Raw genomic sequence first — 16531 nt, forward strand, 5'->3', positions numbered from 1 at the left:
TCTCTTCCTTACTTAACCGCGCCGAAGGTGAGGCCGCGAACGAGTTGTTTCTGGCTGAACCAGCCGAGGATCAGGATCGGAGCGATCGCCATGGTCGATGCGGCCGAAAGCTTGGCATAGAACAGGCCCTCCGGGCTCGAATAGGAGGCGATGAAAGTGCTGAGCGGAGCTGCGTCGACCGACGAGAGGTTGAGCGTCCAGAAGGCCTCGTTCCAGGCAAGGATGATGTTGAGCAGCATCGTCGAGGCGAGCCCGGGGATCGCCATCGGCGTGAGCACGTAGATGATCTCCTTGGCAAGTGTCGCACCGTCCATGCGGGCCGCTTCGAGGATCTCGCCGGGGATCTCTTTAAAGTAGGTATAGAGCATCCAGACAATGATCGGCAGATTGATGAGCATCAGCACCACCACCATGCCAAGACGGCTGGCGAACTGATTGTTCAACAAGCCGAAACCCTGAAACAGCAGATAGATCGGAATGAAGGCGCCGACGGGCGGCATCATCTTGGTGGACAACATCCACATCAGCACATCCTTGGTGCGCTTCGTCGGCGAAAAGGCCATGGCCCAGGCGGCCGGCACGGCAACGATCAGACCGAGGATCGTCGAACCGAACGCGATGATGACGGAGTTGGCGAAATGGAGGAAATAGTTCGAGCGTGACTGCACCTCGACATAATTCTCCAGCGTCCAATGGAAGAAGAGGAACTGCGGCGGCGAAGCGATCGCGTCGCCTTCCGTCTTGAAGCTCGTCAGAACCGTCCAGAGGATCGGGAAGAAGATGAGCAGGGCGATGATCCAGGCGATCACCGACACGAACACCTTGCGTTGCGTGCTGACTTGGCGTGCCATCTTAAGCCTCCAGATTCTTGCCGACCGCGCGCATCAGGAAGATCGCGACGATATTGGCGAGGATGACAGCGATGATGCCGCCTGCCGATGCGCCGCCGACATCCTGCGACAGGACGATCTGCGAATAGACCAGATAGGTGAGATTGGTCGTCGCCGTGCCGGGACCGCCATTGGTGGTCACGAGGATTTCGGCGAAGGCGGAAAGCAGGAAGATCGTCTCGATCAGGATCACAACGGTGATGGCGCGCGCCAGGTGCGGCAGGATGATGTAGATGAACTTCGAAATTGGTCCAGCACCGTCCATCTCGGCAGCTTCCTTCTGCTCCTCGTCCAGCGACTGCAGGGCAGTGAGCAGGATGAGCGTTGCGAAAGGCAGCCATTGCCAGGCGACGATGATGATGATCGACAGAAGCGGAACCGTCTCCAGCCAGGTCAGCGGATCAAGTCCGAACAACCGGAACAGATGCGCCAGAAGTCCGTTCACCGGGTTCATGAACATGTGCTTCCAGATGAGGGCGGCGACCGTCGGCATCACGAAGAAGGGCGCAAGCACCAGCATGCGCACGATGCCCTGGCCGAAGATCGGCTGATCAAGAAGGAGCGCCAGCAAAATGCCGCCGACGACGGTGATCACCAACGCACCACCGACGAGCAGCAGCGTCACGATCAACGAGCTCAGGAAGGCCGGATCGCTAATGAAATATTCGTAGTTCAGCCAGCCGATGAAGTCATTGGCGCCGGGAGATAGCAGATTGTAGTTCAGCGTCGAGAAATAGATCGTCATCACGAGCGGGACGATCATCCACGCGAAAAGCAGGAGAACCGAAGGCGCCATCATGATGCGCGCAGCGGAACGGGTGTGCAACGTTGCCATGGCAAGTACCAACCTATCTTTTAAGCGGAAGGGGTGGCCGCGGACCGGCTGAAACAAAAAGGGCCGCCAAGGGCATTCGGGCGCTCGGCGGCCTAGGGGAAAGCAATGCTCGAGAGGGGCACTGCTTTCCGTACCTCAAAGGCCTTATTTCGGGTAACCGGCCTTCGTCATTTCGCGGGTCGTCAGCTGTTGTGCTGCCTTGAGAGCCTGATCGACGGAGATCTGGCCGGCAAGAGCTGCGGAGAACTGCTGGCCGACGGCCGTACCGATACCCTGGAATTCAGGGATAGCGACGAACTGGACGCCGACATAGGGAACCGGCTTCACAGTCGGATGCGTCGGATCGGCCGAGTTGATCGAGTCGAGCGTCATCTTCGCGAAGGAAGCAGCCTTCTGGTAATCCGCACTTGCATAGAGCGAGCTGCGGGTGCCGGGAGGTGCATTCAGCCAACCTTCCTTCTGAGCAACAAGGTTGGTGTATTCCTTGCTGGTTGCCCAGGCGACGAACTTCTCGGCAGCATCGGTCTTCTTCGAAGAAGCCGGGATAGCGAGGTTCCATGCCCAGAGCCAGTTGCCGCGCTTGCCAAGGCCCTTGTCCGGAGCCAGTGCGAAGCCGACCTTGTCAGCCACCTTCGACTGCTTCGGATCGGCTACGAAGGAAGCAGCAACCGTCGCGTCGATCCACATGCCGCACTTGCCGGTCTGGAAGAGCGACAGGTTTTCGTTGAAGCCGTTGGAGGAAGCGCCCGGAGGACCTGCATCCTTCATCAGCTTGACGTAGAAGTCGAGCGTGTCCTTCCATTCCGGCTGGTCGAACTGTGCCTTCCACTTTTCATCGAACCAGCGAGCGCCGAACGAATTCGACATCGCCGTCAGGAACGCCATGTTTTCGCCCCAGCCAGCCTTGCCGCGAAGGCAAATGCCGTAGACTTCATGGTCCTTGTCGGTGATCTTGCGGGCCGCATCGGCGATGAAATCCCAGGTCGGCGCATCCGGCATCTTCAGGCCGGCCTTGTCGAACAGGTCCTTGCGGTACATCACCATCGAGCTTTCGCCGTAGAACGGCGCCGCATAGAGCTTGCCGTCCGTGGTCAGACCGCTGCGGATGGCCGGGAGAAGGTCATCAACATCATAGTCCTTGTCGGCGGAAAGCTTGTCGAGCGGGGCGAGCCAGCCGAGCTTGCTCCAGATCGGCACTTCATAGGTGCCGATCGTCAGCACGTCGTATTGGCCGGCCTTGGTGGCGATGTCGGTCGTAACCTTCTGGCGCAATACGTTTTCTTCAAGCGTAACCCACTGCAGGTCGATACCGGGGTTCTTGGCTTTGAAATCGTCCGTAAGCTTCTGCATACGGATCATGTCGCCATTGTTGACTGTCGCAATTGTCAGGGTTTCGGCGGACGCCAAGCCGGCAAACATCAGGGCCGAGCAGGCGCCCAGCAATAAAGTTTTCAATTTCATATCTTCCTCCCAGAAGACCAAAAGATGAGCATTCGCTTTGCTCGTGGGCAATTACTCACCGCTTGCGACAAAATGTCAATGCGGATTCGTTGCTGCATTGCCGAGCAAGCAACCTATCATCTTGTTTTTACGGATTATATTTTTTGCTCAGCCTTTGAGCAAAAATTCGGCAACCGCCTCATCGGTGATCAAACCGTTGATTTGGCGGCCGGCAACGGCCGCTTTGATCGCCTCGAATTTGCGTTTTCCCTTGGCGATTCCAATGACGGAAGACGTATCGCGCGACGGCAGCGGAGCGCTTGCGACGCGATCATTGACATCATCGGGCATGAGCTTGCCCTTGCCGTCGAACACCCAGCCGCAGATCTCGCCCGCAGCGCCGCGCTCCATCAAGGCCAGCATCTCGTCTTTCTCGAGAAAGCCGTCGAGACACAGAGGTGCTTCTATGCCCATTTCGCCGATGCCGACGAAAGTCACGTCGGCCTGCGCACTGATATCGAGCGTCGAGCGGACAAGCGCTTGCGCGTGCAGCAATTCACGTTCTTCGGCCGATGACACAAGTACCGGCAGCGGCATCGGGAAGTGCCGCGCCTTGACGACGTCGGCCATGCTGAAGATGACGTTGTAATAGGCGGCCGAGCCGTCCGGGCCGATATTACCCGTCAGCGATACCACGCGGTGCTGCAGACATTCGATGGCCGGCAACTGATCGACAGCCGCTTTCAGCGTGCGACCGGTGCCGATGGCTAGCACGATCGGATCGCTATGCCGCAGCCAGCGCTCGATCTCGGCGGCCCCCGCCTGGGCGATACCCACGGTCGACGACGCACCGTCTGTATCGCTCGGCACGACATCGACATGCCGCAGATCGTATTTTTCGCGTAGCGCTGCAGCATATTCCAGACAGGCTGCAATCGGATGATCCAGCCGCACCTTGATCAGCCGTTCGGCTACGGCCAGCGACACCAGTCTTTGGGCCGACTGGCGGGAGATCCCCATGGCGACGGCAATCTCGTCCTGCGTCCGCCCGGCGACATAATAAAGCCATCCGGCTCGCGCCGCGTCGTCAAGCCGCCCTTGGGAATCCAGCTTCTTCGCCATCGCATTCCTTTATCGAAACAGCGCTGTTCCCAGCCTATCGGATCACTCAGTTTCCGGCGGGATGACGCCCTTGGTCAAGGTGAAACAACCGTAGAAGCGCCGCTCGCCGGTCTGGACGATGCAAAAGGCATCCTTTGCCCGCTCATAAAAGGCGAAGCGCTCAACGGGCGACAGCGGCCAATGCTTGCCTTCGGCCTTGTCGATGACCGCCTGCACCTCGGCCTGGACCTGCGGCACCTCGTCCGGTGCTCCCACAACTTCCATGCGCGTCGCCGCATCGTCGATAAATGTGTCGAGGGGCATCAGTGACAATATCGCCGCAACAGCATCGGCCGCCGGCACGTTGTCGATGCGGAGCAATTCACCCAAAACCGTCTGGCTCGCGATGGCTTCCGCCGGGAAGTTCGTATCGACGACGACGAGCATGTCGCCATGTCCCATCGACTTTAGCGCATAGAGCACGTCCGCATTCAACAGCGGCGAAATTCCCTTCAGCATGGTCGAGCATCCTTCAATGATCAGTGGCGGCACCCTGCGGCCGCTTCGCATTCCGGGCAAAGAAGTAACCACGGCGTTCCTCTCTGTCCATAGGCACCGGGAACGTTTTCGGCAAAGGGGCCGGACCGTTAAAATGCATATGCCCACAAGGCTTATTTCGGCCCTTATTGACCCGATAGGTTCGCCGGCATTAACTGAAGCACGGTCAATGGTTGAGGGGCACAGGTGCGGATTCTTCTGGTGGAAGACGATGATACGATCGGCAGCGCCGTTCGCGACCATATCGCGGCCGGTCCCCATGCCGTCGACTGGGTGAAAAATCTGGCCGACGCCGACGAAGTCACCAGCGCCGTGAATTACGGCCTGATCCTCCTGGATCTACAGCTTCCCGATGGCAGCGGTATCGACTTTCTCAAACGGTTGCGCCGCAAACCGGACGAAACCCCGGTCATCATCCTCACCGCGCGCGACCAGATTTCCGATCGCATCGAGGGCCTGAACAGCGGTGCCGACGACTACCTCGTCAAGCCCTTCAATCTCGGCGAACTGACAGCCCGCATCCTGGCTGTGGCCCGCCGTTACACCGGCAGCCCGCAACCGACCGCCCGCTTCGGCGATCTCGAAATCGACCAGCCGCAACGGCGCGTCAAGCTGGAAGGCAAGGATGTCGTTCTGACGGGGCGCGAATGGGCCGTGCTCGATCTGCTCGTGGCGCGGCCGGGCGCCATCGTCTCGAAGGACAAGATAGAAGAAGCGCTCTATGCCTTCGGCTCCGAGATCGAGAGCAATACGGTCGAAGTCTATGTCAGCCGGCTGCGCAAGAAGATCGGCAAGGACCGAATCCGCACCGCCCGCGGCGTCGGCTATTCACTGGGTGACCGATGAGCGAACGCAAGGAGCCAAGCCGCGCCAGCATCACCCGCCGGCTGATCGCCGCTCTAACAGGCACAGTCGTAGTCTTCTGGCTGATTGCCGTCGGCATCGGCGTCTATGTCGTCAACAAGGAACTCTCCGAGACCTTCGACGGCGCGCTGCAGGAAACCGCCGAGCGATTGCTGCCATTGGTGCTCGATGACCTCGCCAACCGCGACAATTCCGGTGATCCGCAAAGCCTGGAAGAGCTCAACAAGGGGCTCAACCGCGAATATCTGACCTACCAGGTGCTCGACGCCAACGGCAAGGTGATCCTGCATTCGCACGATGCTCCGGCGACTACCTATGATGTGCCACTGAAGATCGGCTTCCACAACACGCCGCGCTACCGGATCTATACGGAATCATCGGCTGACGGCACGATCTTCCTGCATGTTGCCGATGCCTTCAAGAACCGCCGCGAAGCCTCGCGCGAAAGCGGGGTCGCGCTGCTCTGGCCGCTCCTTGCCCTCATACCTGCCAGCATTATTGCCATCGGCATCATTGTCGGTCGTTCGCTGCGGCCGATCGACCGCTTGCGGGCGGAGATCGCCACCAAGGACAGCGGCAACATGATGCCGCTGGAGAGCGAAACCTTGCCGCGCGAGCTGCAGCCGATCGCCCGTTCGGTCAATCTCCTGCTCGATCGCCTGCGTCTGGCCCTTGAAGCCGAACGCGAATTCACCGCCAACAGCGCTCATGAGCTGCGCACGCCGATTGCCGGTGCGCTGGCGCAGACCCAGCGGCTGATCGCGGAACTGCCGCCGGGGCAACTCACCGAACGCGCCGGCCGCATCGAGACATCGCTCTCCAATCTCGGCCGCCTTGCGGAAAAACTGCTGCAGCTTTCTCGCGCCCAGGCCGGTATTGGCACCGGCGACAAGCCGATCGATCTGATCGCGGTTATCGAAACAGTGATCGGCGATTACGACCGCGACACCGGCACTGCCGGCCGCGTGCTGCTGGAAAACGATGCGAAGGAAAAGCTGATCCGCAACGTCGATATCGATGCCTTCGCCATCGTCATGCGCAATCTGATCGAAAACGCGCTCATCCATGGCCCGGTCGACGATGAAGTGACCGTAAGTGTCGAAGCCGGCACCGTCCGCATCATCAATGGTGGTACCGTGCTTTCGTATGAGGAGCTGGCCGGTCTGAAGAAGCGTTTCTGGCGCGGCAAGACGAAGGCGGCTGGTTCCGGCCTTGGGCTTTCCATTGTCGAGCGGATCGTCGACCAGATCGGCGGGCGCATCGATCTCATGTCTCCCGCCACCGGCAGAACCGATGGTTTCGAAGCCAGGATCACGCTGCCGACCGGCTGATAGGCTCCCGATCAGCGCGGATAGATCTTGCAAAGACCCGCAAAGGGTGCGAGCAAGTGCCGCATGTTCCCTGCAGGTCTGTATTCATGATCGTTTCCTTCGACATCGGCGGCAGCGCCATCAAAGGCGGCATCGCCCGCTCCGTGACCGATATTCTGCCGCTGGCGCGGCGCCCGACGCCCAAGCACAATTTCACAGAATTCGTTGAAGCCCTGCGCGCTGTTATCGCCGAAGCGGACGAAAGGCCGGATTGCCTATCGTTTTCCATTGCCGGGGTAGTCGATCCCGATACGCAGGCGCTGACTTGCGCCAACATTCCCTGCATTCATGGCCGGCATCTGGCCGCAGAGCTTGAAGCTGAACTTGGCTATCCCGTGCTGGTTGCCAATGATGCCGATTGCTTCGCCATGGCGGAAGCCATGTCCGGCGCCGGTCGTGGCCATCGTATCGTCTTCGGTGCAATTCTCGGTACCGGCGTTGGCGGCGGCCTCGTGGCCGACGGTCGTCTCGTCAATGCGGCCGGTGGCTTTGCCGGCGAATGGGGTCATGGACCCATCATTTCTTCTCACGCCGGCAACCCGCCGGTCGCTATCCCCTCCTATCTCTGCGGCTGCGGCCAGAAAGGCTGCGTCGACACCGTCGGCGGCGCCCGCGGCATCGAGCGCCTGCACAAGACGCTGCACGGACTGGAACTGACCAGCGAAGAGATCATCGACCGCTGGCTGAAGGACGATGCGCAAGCCCAGCGCACGATCGACGTGATGATCGATCTCGTCGCCTCCCCGCTGGCCCTCACGATCAACATAACCGGCGCAACGATCGTGCCCGTTGGCGGCGGTCTTTCCAATGTCGAACCGCTCCTGGCGCGGCTCGACGAGGTCGTACGCACGCGCACCCTGCGCAAATTCGGCCGGCCGCTCGTGGTGCCGAGCGAGTGCAAGCTCGAACCTGGCCTCATCGGCGCCGCCTTGCTGGGGCTGCAATATTCCGGAGAGCGCAACCATGCTGCTTGAGGTCTGTGTCGAAGATATTGCCGGCCTCAAGGCAGCCGTTGCCGGCGGTGCAGATCGCATCGAGCTTTGCAGCGCGCTCCCTCTCGGCGGCTTGACACCGAGCACGGGCCTGATGGCGGCTGCAGCCAACATGCCCGTTCCCGCCTATGCCATCATCCGTCCACGCGCGGGCAGCTTCGTCTATTCGGCCGATGAGCTCGAAATCATGAAGCGGGATATCGATGTGGCCCGGGACGCCGGCTTGCCGGGTGTCGTTCTTGGTGCATCGTTGCCCGACGGACGGCTCGATTTCGAGACGCTGGCCGCCCTGGTCACCCACGCAGGCACCCTCGGCAAGACGCTGCATCGCGCAGTCGACCTTGTCCCGGATATCACAGAAGCCGTGGAAATAGCCGTATCCCTCGGCTTTGAGCGTATCTTGACCTCAGGTGGCGCAAAGACGGCAGCGGAAGGCATCGCGACGATCGAGCAGGCAATTGCCATCGCTGCCGGCCGCATCTCCATCATGCCCGGCTCCGGCGTCACACTGGCGACGATCGAGCAGCTATGGCCGCGCTTGCCGATCGGCGAAATTCACTCCTCTTGCGCCGTCACGCTAACAGAGACCGACGAACGCTTGCTCGCCCTTGGATTCTCGTCGCCATCGGCACGCCGCACGGACACGGCTACCGTCCAGGCGCTGAAGTCCCACTTCTCTGCGGCAACATCATGAATTGACAAAGAAACATTAGAATGATCAATCGTTCATAAACGCATATGCTGTAGCCAAGGATGGGCTGCACAACATACAGTCATTGCAGCAAGACGGGTTTCCTCGGGAGTAGCTGTAGATCTCGATCATGTCGGTGGCGCCACCTCGCAAGAAAAGCTGGGCTGTCTTCTGGATTGCGGCTGTCGTCATCGGCTCGATCATCCTTGTGACAGCGCTGCTTGCCAATGACATGCGGAACCTGAGAGCGCTGGACAACCGCTATCATCTCAATCTGTTTCCAAAGCCAGTCCAACAGGCCGCCCCGCCGCCGGCAAAAGCTGTCGAGGCCAAGCGCCCTCCGCCTGCCAGGACCACTCCCGCCAATAACGCTGGAAATGCTGCGCTCGCGATAGCCGGAACGCCAGCACATGCCGCGGCGACACCGCCCAAGGCGGCGGCCATCAAACCACGGCCGGTCAAGACCTCCCACCTTTTCGATACTCCCGTCGACGCGCTGCTGAGCGCCTTCGTGCGGAGCTGGAGGGTTTCAGGCCCAACCCTATGCAGCGACCTGGTGACATTTGGCCTGCCTGTCGGCGAATGGCGGCAAAGCGAATTGGGCGGCGGCACATCGGAATGCAGCTATGCGGTTCAAAAGGGCGCCTATGGCGATGCGAATGCGGCGTCCTTCTTCATCATTGCGCGCGGCAAGCCAACCGGCGAACTTGACACGATCCGCATCAAGGTGATCATGCCCGACAATGCCGACGGCAAGGCGATCGCCAGCACGTTCGTCGATACCGTCGTGCTGCTGCTGAGCAAAACGCACTGGCTCGACTTCCAAAGCGCGCTGGATGCCATTGGCTCGCTGCAGGACGTAACGCTGCAAGCCTTCGGCGCCAAGCTCAGTTTCTTCAAGGAATTCCAGAGCAACAATAATTTCAACCTGCAGCTGGAATTGCGAAGAACTGCACCGGAACAGCTCCGAACAGCCATCGTCTTCGACAAGGCACGCTGGACCCTGCCCTCTCCCTCCTTGACCAACTAGGCCTCTTTCCAAGCTTGCCTGCGCCGGTTTTTGTGACCCGGTTTTTGTTGCACTGCGCCATGGATGGTGATCATATGAGCAGCGATTCCGAGGGTCGGCGGATCACCGGCCGGTAGCAACAAGTCCCCCGAAAGCACAAGGCGGTTTCCGCAGGGATTCATGCGCATCGCAAAAGTGCCGGATCGCCTGGTTCGGCGGTGGAAAGCAATTATAGTCCATGGATTCCACAGATCCCCATCCGCAGGGCCAGACTTTCGCGGTCGAACGTAACCCTCGCCTGCGCTACATCATCCCCGCCGTCGTTGCCGTCGCCTTCCTGATGGAACAGCTCGATTCGACCATTCTCATCACCGCCGTTCCGGATATTGCCAAGAGCCTCGGCACCACCCCGGTGCGCATGAATCTGGCGGTCACAGCCTATATCCTGACGCTTGCCATGTTCATCCCGGTGAGCGGCTGGTTCGCGGATCGCTTTGGCGCCCGCCGCATCTTCGCGCTTTCCCTTTTCATCTTCACGCTCGGCTCCATCCTCTGCGGCCTGGCGACCAGCCTGCCCATGCTGATCGCCATGCGCGCGCTTCAGGGGTTCGGCGGCGCGATGATGACGCCGGTCGGGCGGCTCATTCTCATCCGCAGCTTTCCGCGCAGCCAGCTGGTAACCGCGATGACCTATATGACCCTGCCTGCCGTCATCGGCCCTGTCATCGGGCCGGTGCTCGGCGGCTTCCTCACCACCTACCTCTCCTGGCGCTGGATCTTCTGGGTCAACCTGCCCTTCGGCGTGATTGGCATGATCATGGCGCTGCGCTATGTCGAGGATACCGACCGCGATACCTCGATCAGGTTCGACTTTCCCGGCTTCGTCATGGTTGGCCTCGGCTGCGTGCTGCTGCAATACGGGATCGAGAATATCGGCCGGCCCACCATTCCTCTTTGGGCGATCTTCCTTTCCCTCGCCGCCGCCGGTCTGCTGCTCGTCGGCTTCATCCGCTATGCGAGAACGGCCGAATCCCCGGCCGTCGACCTCACGCTGTTCAAGCTGCGCACATTCCGCGTCGGCACGCTTGCGGGTGGTATCTGCCGCGTCGGGCTGAACGGTGTACCCTTCCTGCTGCCGCTCATGCTGCAGGTCGGCTTCGGCCTGAGCCCGATCGTGTCAGGCACGCTGACTTTCGTCAGTGCGCTGAGCAGCCTTATCGTGCGGCCAGTGTCGACGAGATTGCTGAAACTTTACGGCTTCGACCGTATACTGACCTGGAGCGCCGTTTTCGGCGCCGCCGTCGTCGCCGGCTTCGCCCTGATCACACCCGACACGCCGCACTGGTTCATCATTGTCTACGTCTTCATCTTCGGGCTGGCGCGGGCATCACAATTCATGACGTCCAACACCCTCTCATATTCCGATACGCCGGCAGTCCAGCTCAGCCGCGCGACCAGCCTCGGCGGCGTGCTGCAACAGCTAAGCGTCAGCTTCGGCGTCTCTGTCGCCGCCATGCTGCTCGGTGTCGTCACGCTGGATGGCTCGCCGCTGACGCCGGAGAAATTCCACATTGCATTTTTGTTGATGGCGGTAATCCCGCTGCTCGGCATACCCGGCTTCCTGAAGCTGCAGCCAGAAGACGGCGCTCAGGTAAGCGGCCACCAGCGCCGGTCTAAAAGCCCGTCATAGGTTGCGCTTATACCCGCCTCTTATGCTGCGACCGCTGACGCTCGCGGATGCACGAGGTGATCGCGAAGCACGGTCCCGGAGCCGTCGACTTCCTGCATCAGCACGTCGTAGCTCCAGAGATCGGCAAGATGCTGCAGCACCCGCTTGGCATCCATATCGTCGAGCAACGCGCCATTCAGCACCGTGTGCCTGACGATCAGCTTTCTATCGCCCGCAAGATCGACATCAACGATCTCGATATGCGGGTCGATCCAGCCAACGTCATATTGCCGGGCAAGCTCCCGCCGAATGCGCCGATAGCCGCGCTCGTCATGGATCGCCGCCACCCGCAAGCCCTCTTCCTCTTCGGGATTGTCGGTCAGATGGAACATCCGCATCTTGCGCATCAGATGCGGGCTGAGGAATTGCGATATGAAGCTCTCGTCGCGATAATTGGCCCAGAGATCGCGCAGCACCGCCATGGCATCCCCGGTCCCAGCGATCTCTGGGAACCACTGACGGTCCTCCTCCTTCGGCTTCGTCACGATACGCTCGAGGTCCTGCATCATGGCAAAGCCGATCGCATAGGGATTGAGGCCGGAATAACGCTGGTCGTTGAAAGTAGGCTGGAAGACCACATTGGTGTGTGATTTCAGGAACTCCAGGAAATCGCCGTCGCCGATACCGCCCAGCTCATGCAGCCGCGTCATGATGCGATAGTGCACATAGGTCGCCGTGCCCTCGTTCATCACCTTCGTCTGGCTCTGCGGGTAGAAATACTGGGCGACGTGCCGGACGATGCGAATGATCTCCCGCTGCCAGGGCCTTAGCCGCGGCGCCATCTTTTCCAGGAAATAGAGGAGGTTTTCTTGCGGCAGACCGGCGAGCGCACGTCTACGCTCTAGATCGAGATCCGGCATCTTCTTGCCTGCACCGACGGGGATCGTGCGCCATAGATCGTTGAAGATCCGCTCGTCATATTCGCGCCGCTCGCGCTCGCGCTTTTCTTCCTCACGCAGATCCGGCGTCTTCTTGCCGGCGTAACGATGGACGCCATGCGACATCAGCGCGTGTGCCGCGTCCAGCGTCCGCTCGACGGCTGCAGGGCCATAGCGCTCCTCACAGCGGGCAACATAGCTCTTGGCGAAATTGAGGTAGTCGAGAATGCCCTCTGCATCCGTCCAGAGCTTGAACAGATAGTTGTTCTTGAAGAAATGGTTGTGGCCGAAGGCCGCATGCGCAATGACGAGCGCCTGCATCGTCGCCGTATTCTCTTCCATCAGGTAGGAGATGCAGGGCGAGCTGTTGATGACGATCTCATAGGCAAGACCGCGAAGACCCTTGCGATAGAAGGCCTCGTGATGGGCGAAATGCTTGCCGAAGGACCAGTGCTTGTAAAACAGCGGCATGCCGATCGAGGAGTAGACGTCGAGCATCTGCTCGGCCGTAATGATCTCGATCTGGTTCGGGTAAACGTCGAGGCCAAGCTCGTCGACGGCGATGCGTTCGCAGGCATCGTGGATGCGCTGGATGGTAGCGAAATCCCAGTCCGCACCTTCAAAAAGCCGTTCCATCGATGCCTTCTTCGCCATCAGCCGCTCCTTGTTTCCGCCGTCCGCCGCTGGAATAGGTCGTGGAAGACCGGATAGATCTGGCTGCGATCGCTGACGCGCCGCATCGACAGCACCGGCCAACCCGCCTGTATGCGCTCGTAGAGCGACCAGAGCGCCGAACCGGAAGAGATCGCCGCGCTGCGCGCTTCACCTACTTCCAGATAGGCGAAATACTGGCATGCCGGCAGGATCTCGCCGGTCATCAGGGCCGCAGCCGTCGCATTGTCGGAATAGGCATTGTCGCCGTCCGATGCCTGTGCAGCATAAATATTCCAGTCTGACGGCGGGAAACGGTCATGCACGATCCGCCGCATGGCTTCGAGCGCGCTGGATACCTGCGTGCCGCCAGTTGCCGGACTGCGGAAGAATGTCTCCTCATCCACCTCTTCGGCGACATCGGTATGCCGGATGAAGACGATCTCGACACGGCGATATTGCCGGGTGAGAAAGATATAAAGCAGCATGTAGAAGCGCTTGGCGAGATCCTTCATGTGCTCAGACATCGAGCCGGACACGTCCATCAGGCAGAACATCACGGCCTGCGCCACCGGCTTCGGTTCATTGTCGAAACGGCGATAGCGGATGTCGATGGGATCGATGTATGGAATGCGCCGGACTTTGGATTCCAGCATCTTGATCTCTGCCTCAAGCTCGGCCCGGCGCGTCTCGTCCTTGCACTCCTCCGCCTCGGCGGCAAGCTTGGCGACGGTTTCCGGTTTCGGGCGATGTAGGGCAACGCGGCGCATCATCGCCAGGCGCATGGTGCGGTTGATTGCGAGATTGGCGGGTGATCCGGTCACCGAATAGCCGGCACGGACCGGATTCATCTGATCCGTCGATACCAGCCGCCGCTTGGCAAGGTCAGGCAGTTCGAGATCGTCAAGGAAGAGATCGAGGAACTCCTCTCGCGTCAGGATGAAGCGGAAGGCGTCCTCGCCCGTGCCATCGCCGCCGGCGCGTGGTTTGCCGCCACCGCTCTCCGGTCGTGGCAGGATATCGCCCTCAAGGAAGTCTTTGTTGCCGGGAAGTATATGCTCTTTCAGCCCCTCGGGGCCGCGATGGAACCGAGGCTCCTCGGTTCCATCCAGTGGAATGCTGATTTCGCCACCTTTCAGAATGTCCTGAATGTCGCGATTTTGAGAGGATTCAAACACCGCTCTCTGCACCAGCGCCTTTGCTCTTCGCAAAAACCGTTGACGATTTTCCAGACTTTTGCCGCCTGGGTTCAGGCGTCGGTCAACAATGTGCATTCCTTCTTCCTTGGTGGCTCATCCCGCCTGTTTCACTCGCATGTACCATTCCACAAGCCGTCGAACCTGCCGCTCGGTATAGCCCCGGGCCATCATGCGATCGACGAATTCGGCATGTTTCTTTTCGCTCTCGCCATCCTTCTTGGAGCCGAACGAGATGACGGGCAGAAGATCCTCGACCTGGGAGAACATCCGCTTTTCGATAACTTCGCGGATCTTCTCGTAGCTCGTCCAGGAGGGGTTCTTGCCGCCGTGGCTCGCCCTTGCTCTCAAGCAGAACTTGACGATCTCGTTGCGGAAATCCTTGGGATTGGCGATGCCGGCCGGCTTCTCGATCTTGGTGAGCTCCTGGTTGAGAAGCTCGCGGTCCAGAAGCTGGCCCGTATCCGGATCCTTGAAGTCGACGTCTTCGATCCAGGCGTCGGCATAGTCGACGTAGCGATCGAACAGGTTCTGTCCGTAATCCGAATAGGATTCCAGATAGGCCTTCTGGATCTCATGCCCGATGAATTCCGCATAGCGCGGCCCGAGCTCGCTCTTGATGAACTCGATATAGAGCTTCTCGGTTTCGAGCGGCAGTTGCTCCCTGCGGATCGACTGCTCCAGCATGTACATCAGATGCACCGGATCGGCACCGATCTCGGTCGTATCGTAGTTGAAGGTCGCCGCCAGAACCTTGAAGGCAAAGCGGGTGGATGCTCCATCCATGCCTTCATCGACGCCGGCAGTGTCGCGATATTCCTGCACGCTGCGCGCTCTCGGATCGGTCTCCTTCAGGCTCTCGCCATCATAGACCCGAAGCTTGGAGAAGGCGGTGGAATTCTCGTGCTTGGAAAGCCGTGTCAGAACCGTGAAGCGGGCGAGCGTCTCCAGCGTCGACGGCGCGCAGGGCGCGTCGCTGAGTTCGGATTCCTCAATCAGCTTCTCGTAGATCTTCTGCTCTTCGGTGACCCGCAGGCAATAAGGCACCTTGACGACGCAGATGCGGTCGATGAAGGCCTCATTGTTCTTGTTGGATTTGAAGGTCTGCCACTCGGACTCGTTGGAATGGGCAAGAATGATGCCGGAGAAGGGAATGGCGCCGATATTTTCGGTGCCGATATAATTGCCCTCCTGGGTTGCGGTCAGCAACGGGTGCAGCATCTTGATCGGCGCCTTGAACATCTCGACGAATTCAAGAATGCCCTGATTGGCGCGGTTCAGCCCGCCCGAATAGCTGTAGGCATCGGGATCGTTCTGCGCCAGGCTTTCGAGTTTGCGGATATCCACCTTGCCGACCAGCGAGGAGATATCCTGGTTGTTCTCGTCTCCGGGCTCCGTCTTGGCGACGGCGATTTGCCGCAGTCTCGACGGCTGCAATCGAACGACGCGGAAGCGGGAGATATCGCCCTCGAACTCTTCGAGCCGCTTCAGGCACCACGGGCTCATCAGCCCGGTCAGGCGGCGGCGGGGAATGCCGTAGCGCTCCTCGATCATCGGCCCCATGGTGACGGGGTCGAACAGGCTGAGCGGACTTTCGAAGACGGGGCTCAGCTCGTTGCCGGCCTTGAGCACATAGATCGGATGGACTTCCATCAGCGATTTCAACCGCTCGGCGAGCGAAGACTTGCCGCCACCGACAGGTCCGAGCAGATAGAGGATCTGCTTTCGCTCCTCCAGCCCCTGCGCCGCATGGCGGAAGAAGGCGACGATCCGTTCGATCGTCTCTTCCATGCCGAAAAAGCCTGAAAACGCCGGATAAGTCCGGATCGTCCGGTTCATGAAGATACGCCCAAGTCTTGTGTCCTTGGCCGTATCGATCAGCAATGGTTCTCCCATGGCTGCCAGAAGCCGCTCGGCTGCATTTGAGTACATGAGCGGGTCTTCCCGGCACCCTTCCAGGTATTCGGAGAATGACATCTCGACTTCGCGCCGCGCTTCGAAAGAGCGTGCGAAGGTGTTGAATAGAACATCGTTGTTTAACATGGCGCCCCGTTAGCTTGCTATTGCAATAAACGTTGGACTTAACGAGATCACTTATCCCGCTAGTATCTAAAGTGCGGTATCACTCGCTTCGAATCAATAGTGATCTGTCAATAATTCGTACGCCTGATTGTAAATACCATCAACATCTTGAACTGCTCATGCACTGAATTAATGTATGGCCGCCTTCAAGTTGTCGTGATTGGCATATACCCATCACAGGATGCACACTCTTGCCAAAGGAGTTCCACCTGGCCCTCCATGTGGAAACCCGCTTCGATGATGGA

14 protein-coding genes are annotated in these 16531 nt (G+C 59.7%); 6 read left to right on the top strand and 8 right to left on the bottom strand.

The window, feature by feature from the left end; genetic code table 11:
- Nucleotides 1–8 precede the first annotated feature (8 nt).
- The 5 genes from ACQZ6F_RS12345 to ACQZ6F_RS12365 form a co-directional block, all read right to left on the bottom strand.
- The gene (locus ACQZ6F_RS12345) at nucleotides 9–851 is read right to left on the bottom strand and encodes a carbohydrate ABC transporter permease (protein ID WP_449091646.1); all 843 of its coding nucleotides are present in this window, start codon (nucleotides 849–851) and stop codon (nucleotides 9–11) included.
- 1 nt (nucleotide 852) lies between these two features.
- Entirely contained in the window at nucleotides 853–1725 is an 873-nt protein-coding gene (locus ACQZ6F_RS12350; protein ID WP_077472518.1) for a carbohydrate ABC transporter permease, read from the bottom strand.
- 144 nt (nucleotides 1726–1869) lie between these two features.
- Nucleotides 1870–3186, bottom strand: a complete 1317-nt coding sequence (locus ACQZ6F_RS12355) for an ABC transporter substrate-binding protein (protein WP_077472517.1) — start codon at nucleotides 3184–3186, stop codon at nucleotides 1870–1872.
- 147 nt (nucleotides 3187–3333) lie between these two features.
- Nucleotides 3334–4287: a sugar-binding transcriptional regulator gene (locus ACQZ6F_RS12360; protein ID WP_068399779.1), complete on the bottom strand. Its 954-nt coding sequence runs from the start codon at nucleotides 4285–4287 to the stop codon at nucleotides 3334–3336.
- A 42-nt stretch (nucleotides 4288–4329) separates the two neighbouring features.
- Nucleotides 4330–4785, bottom strand: a complete 456-nt coding sequence (locus ACQZ6F_RS12365) for an RbsD/FucU family protein (protein ID WP_068399776.1) — start codon at nucleotides 4783–4785, stop codon at nucleotides 4330–4332.
- Nucleotides 4786–5010: 225 nt separating this feature from the next.
- Between ACQZ6F_RS12365 and ACQZ6F_RS12370 the strand changes: the two genes are divergently transcribed.
- The 6 genes from ACQZ6F_RS12370 (at nucleotide 5011) to ACQZ6F_RS12395 (ending at nucleotide 11440) form a co-directional block, all read left to right on the top strand.
- Complete coding sequence (locus tag ACQZ6F_RS12370) at nucleotides 5011–5670, top strand: response regulator (RefSeq protein ID WP_449091645.1); 660 nt, start codon at nucleotides 5011–5013, stop codon at nucleotides 5668–5670.
- Nucleotides 5667–7019 (top strand): ATP-binding protein, encoded by a 1353-nt coding sequence (locus ACQZ6F_RS12375; protein ID WP_449091644.1) that lies wholly within the window; start codon nucleotides 5667–5669, stop codon nucleotides 7017–7019. The genes ACQZ6F_RS12370 and ACQZ6F_RS12375 overlap by 4 nt, the downstream gene beginning before the upstream one ends.
- A gap of 86 nt (nucleotides 7020–7105) precedes the next feature.
- A complete protein-coding gene (locus ACQZ6F_RS12380) occupies nucleotides 7106–8032 on the top strand; it encodes an ROK family protein (RefSeq protein ID WP_449091643.1) in 927 nt (308 codons plus the stop codon).
- Complete coding sequence (locus tag ACQZ6F_RS12385) at nucleotides 8022–8744, top strand: copper homeostasis protein CutC (protein WP_449091642.1); 723 nt, start codon at nucleotides 8022–8024, stop codon at nucleotides 8742–8744. Before ACQZ6F_RS12380 ends, ACQZ6F_RS12385 begins: the two co-directional genes overlap by 11 nt.
- Before the next feature lie 127 nt (nucleotides 8745–8871).
- A complete protein-coding gene (locus tag ACQZ6F_RS12390; protein WP_449091641.1) occupies nucleotides 8872–9771 on the top strand; it encodes a DUF6030 family protein in 900 nt (299 codons plus the stop codon).
- A gap of 217 nt (nucleotides 9772–9988) precedes the next feature.
- A complete protein-coding gene (locus tag ACQZ6F_RS12395) occupies nucleotides 9989–11440 on the top strand; it encodes a DHA2 family efflux MFS transporter permease subunit (protein ID WP_449091640.1) in 1452 nt (483 codons plus the stop codon).
- 20 nt (nucleotides 11441–11460) lie between these two features.
- Here ACQZ6F_RS12395 and ACQZ6F_RS12400 read toward each other — a convergent pair whose 3' ends face one another.
- The 3 genes from ACQZ6F_RS12400 to ACQZ6F_RS12410 are packed head-to-tail and all read right to left on the bottom strand — an operon-like array spanning nucleotide 11461 to nucleotide 16247.
- Nucleotides 11461–13011 (bottom strand): SpoVR family protein, encoded by a 1551-nt coding sequence (locus tag ACQZ6F_RS12400; protein WP_449091639.1) that lies wholly within the window; start codon nucleotides 13009–13011, stop codon nucleotides 11461–11463.
- Complete coding sequence (locus ACQZ6F_RS12405; protein ID WP_449091638.1) at nucleotides 13011–14282, bottom strand: YeaH/YhbH family protein; 1272 nt, start codon at nucleotides 14280–14282, stop codon at nucleotides 13011–13013. The genes ACQZ6F_RS12400 and ACQZ6F_RS12405 overlap by 1 nt, the downstream gene beginning before the upstream one ends.
- Before the next feature lie 18 nt (nucleotides 14283–14300).
- A complete protein-coding gene (locus ACQZ6F_RS12410; protein ID WP_077472510.1) occupies nucleotides 14301–16247 on the bottom strand; it encodes a PrkA family serine protein kinase in 1947 nt (648 codons plus the stop codon).
- Nucleotides 16248–16531 lie beyond the last annotated feature (284 nt).

This window comes from Rhizobium sp. A22-96 (genome assembly GCF_053521805.1).

What these genes read in the sequence shown, in the direction of transcription:
- ACQZ6F_RS12345 (WP_449091646.1), bottom strand. Translation starts at nt 851, where the DNA reads ATGGCACGCCAAGTCAGCACGCAACGCAAGGTGTTCGTGTCGGTGATC.
- ACQZ6F_RS12350 (WP_077472518.1), bottom strand. Translation starts at nt 1,725, where the DNA reads ATGGCAACGTTGCACACCCGTTCCGCTGCGCGCATCATGATGGCGCCT.
- ACQZ6F_RS12355 (WP_077472517.1), bottom strand. Translation starts at nt 3,186, where the DNA reads ATGAAATTGAAAACTTTATTGCTGGGCGCCTGCTCGGCCCTGATGTTT.
- ACQZ6F_RS12360 (WP_068399779.1), bottom strand. Translation starts at nt 4,287, where the DNA reads ATGGCGAAGAAGCTGGATTCCCAAGGGCGGCTTGACGACGCGGCGCGA.
- ACQZ6F_RS12365 (WP_068399776.1), bottom strand. Translation starts at nt 4,785, where the DNA reads ATGCTGAAGGGAATTTCGCCGCTGTTGAATGCGGACGTGCTCTATGCG.
- ACQZ6F_RS12375 (WP_449091644.1), top strand. Translation starts at nt 5,667, where the DNA reads ATGAGCGAACGCAAGGAGCCAAGCCGCGCCAGCATCACCCGCCGGCTG.
- ACQZ6F_RS12380 (WP_449091643.1), top strand. Translation starts at nt 7,106, where the DNA reads ATGATCGTTTCCTTCGACATCGGCGGCAGCGCCATCAAAGGCGGCATC.
- ACQZ6F_RS12385 (WP_449091642.1), top strand. Translation starts at nt 8,022, where the DNA reads ATGCTGCTTGAGGTCTGTGTCGAAGATATTGCCGGCCTCAAGGCAGCC.
- ACQZ6F_RS12390 (WP_449091641.1), top strand. Translation starts at nt 8,872, where the DNA reads ATGTCGGTGGCGCCACCTCGCAAGAAAAGCTGGGCTGTCTTCTGGATT.
- ACQZ6F_RS12395 (WP_449091640.1), top strand. Translation starts at nt 9,989, where the DNA reads ATGGATTCCACAGATCCCCATCCGCAGGGCCAGACTTTCGCGGTCGAA.
- ACQZ6F_RS12400 (WP_449091639.1), bottom strand. Translation starts at nt 13,011, where the DNA reads ATGGCGAAGAAGGCATCGATGGAACGGCTTTTTGAAGGTGCGGACTGG.
- ACQZ6F_RS12405 (WP_449091638.1), bottom strand. Translation starts at nt 14,282, where the DNA reads ATGCACATTGTTGACCGACGCCTGAACCCAGGCGGCAAAAGTCTGGAA.
- ACQZ6F_RS12410 (WP_077472510.1), bottom strand. Translation starts at nt 16,247, where the DNA reads ATGTTAAACAACGATGTTCTATTCAACACCTTCGCACGCTCTTTCGAA.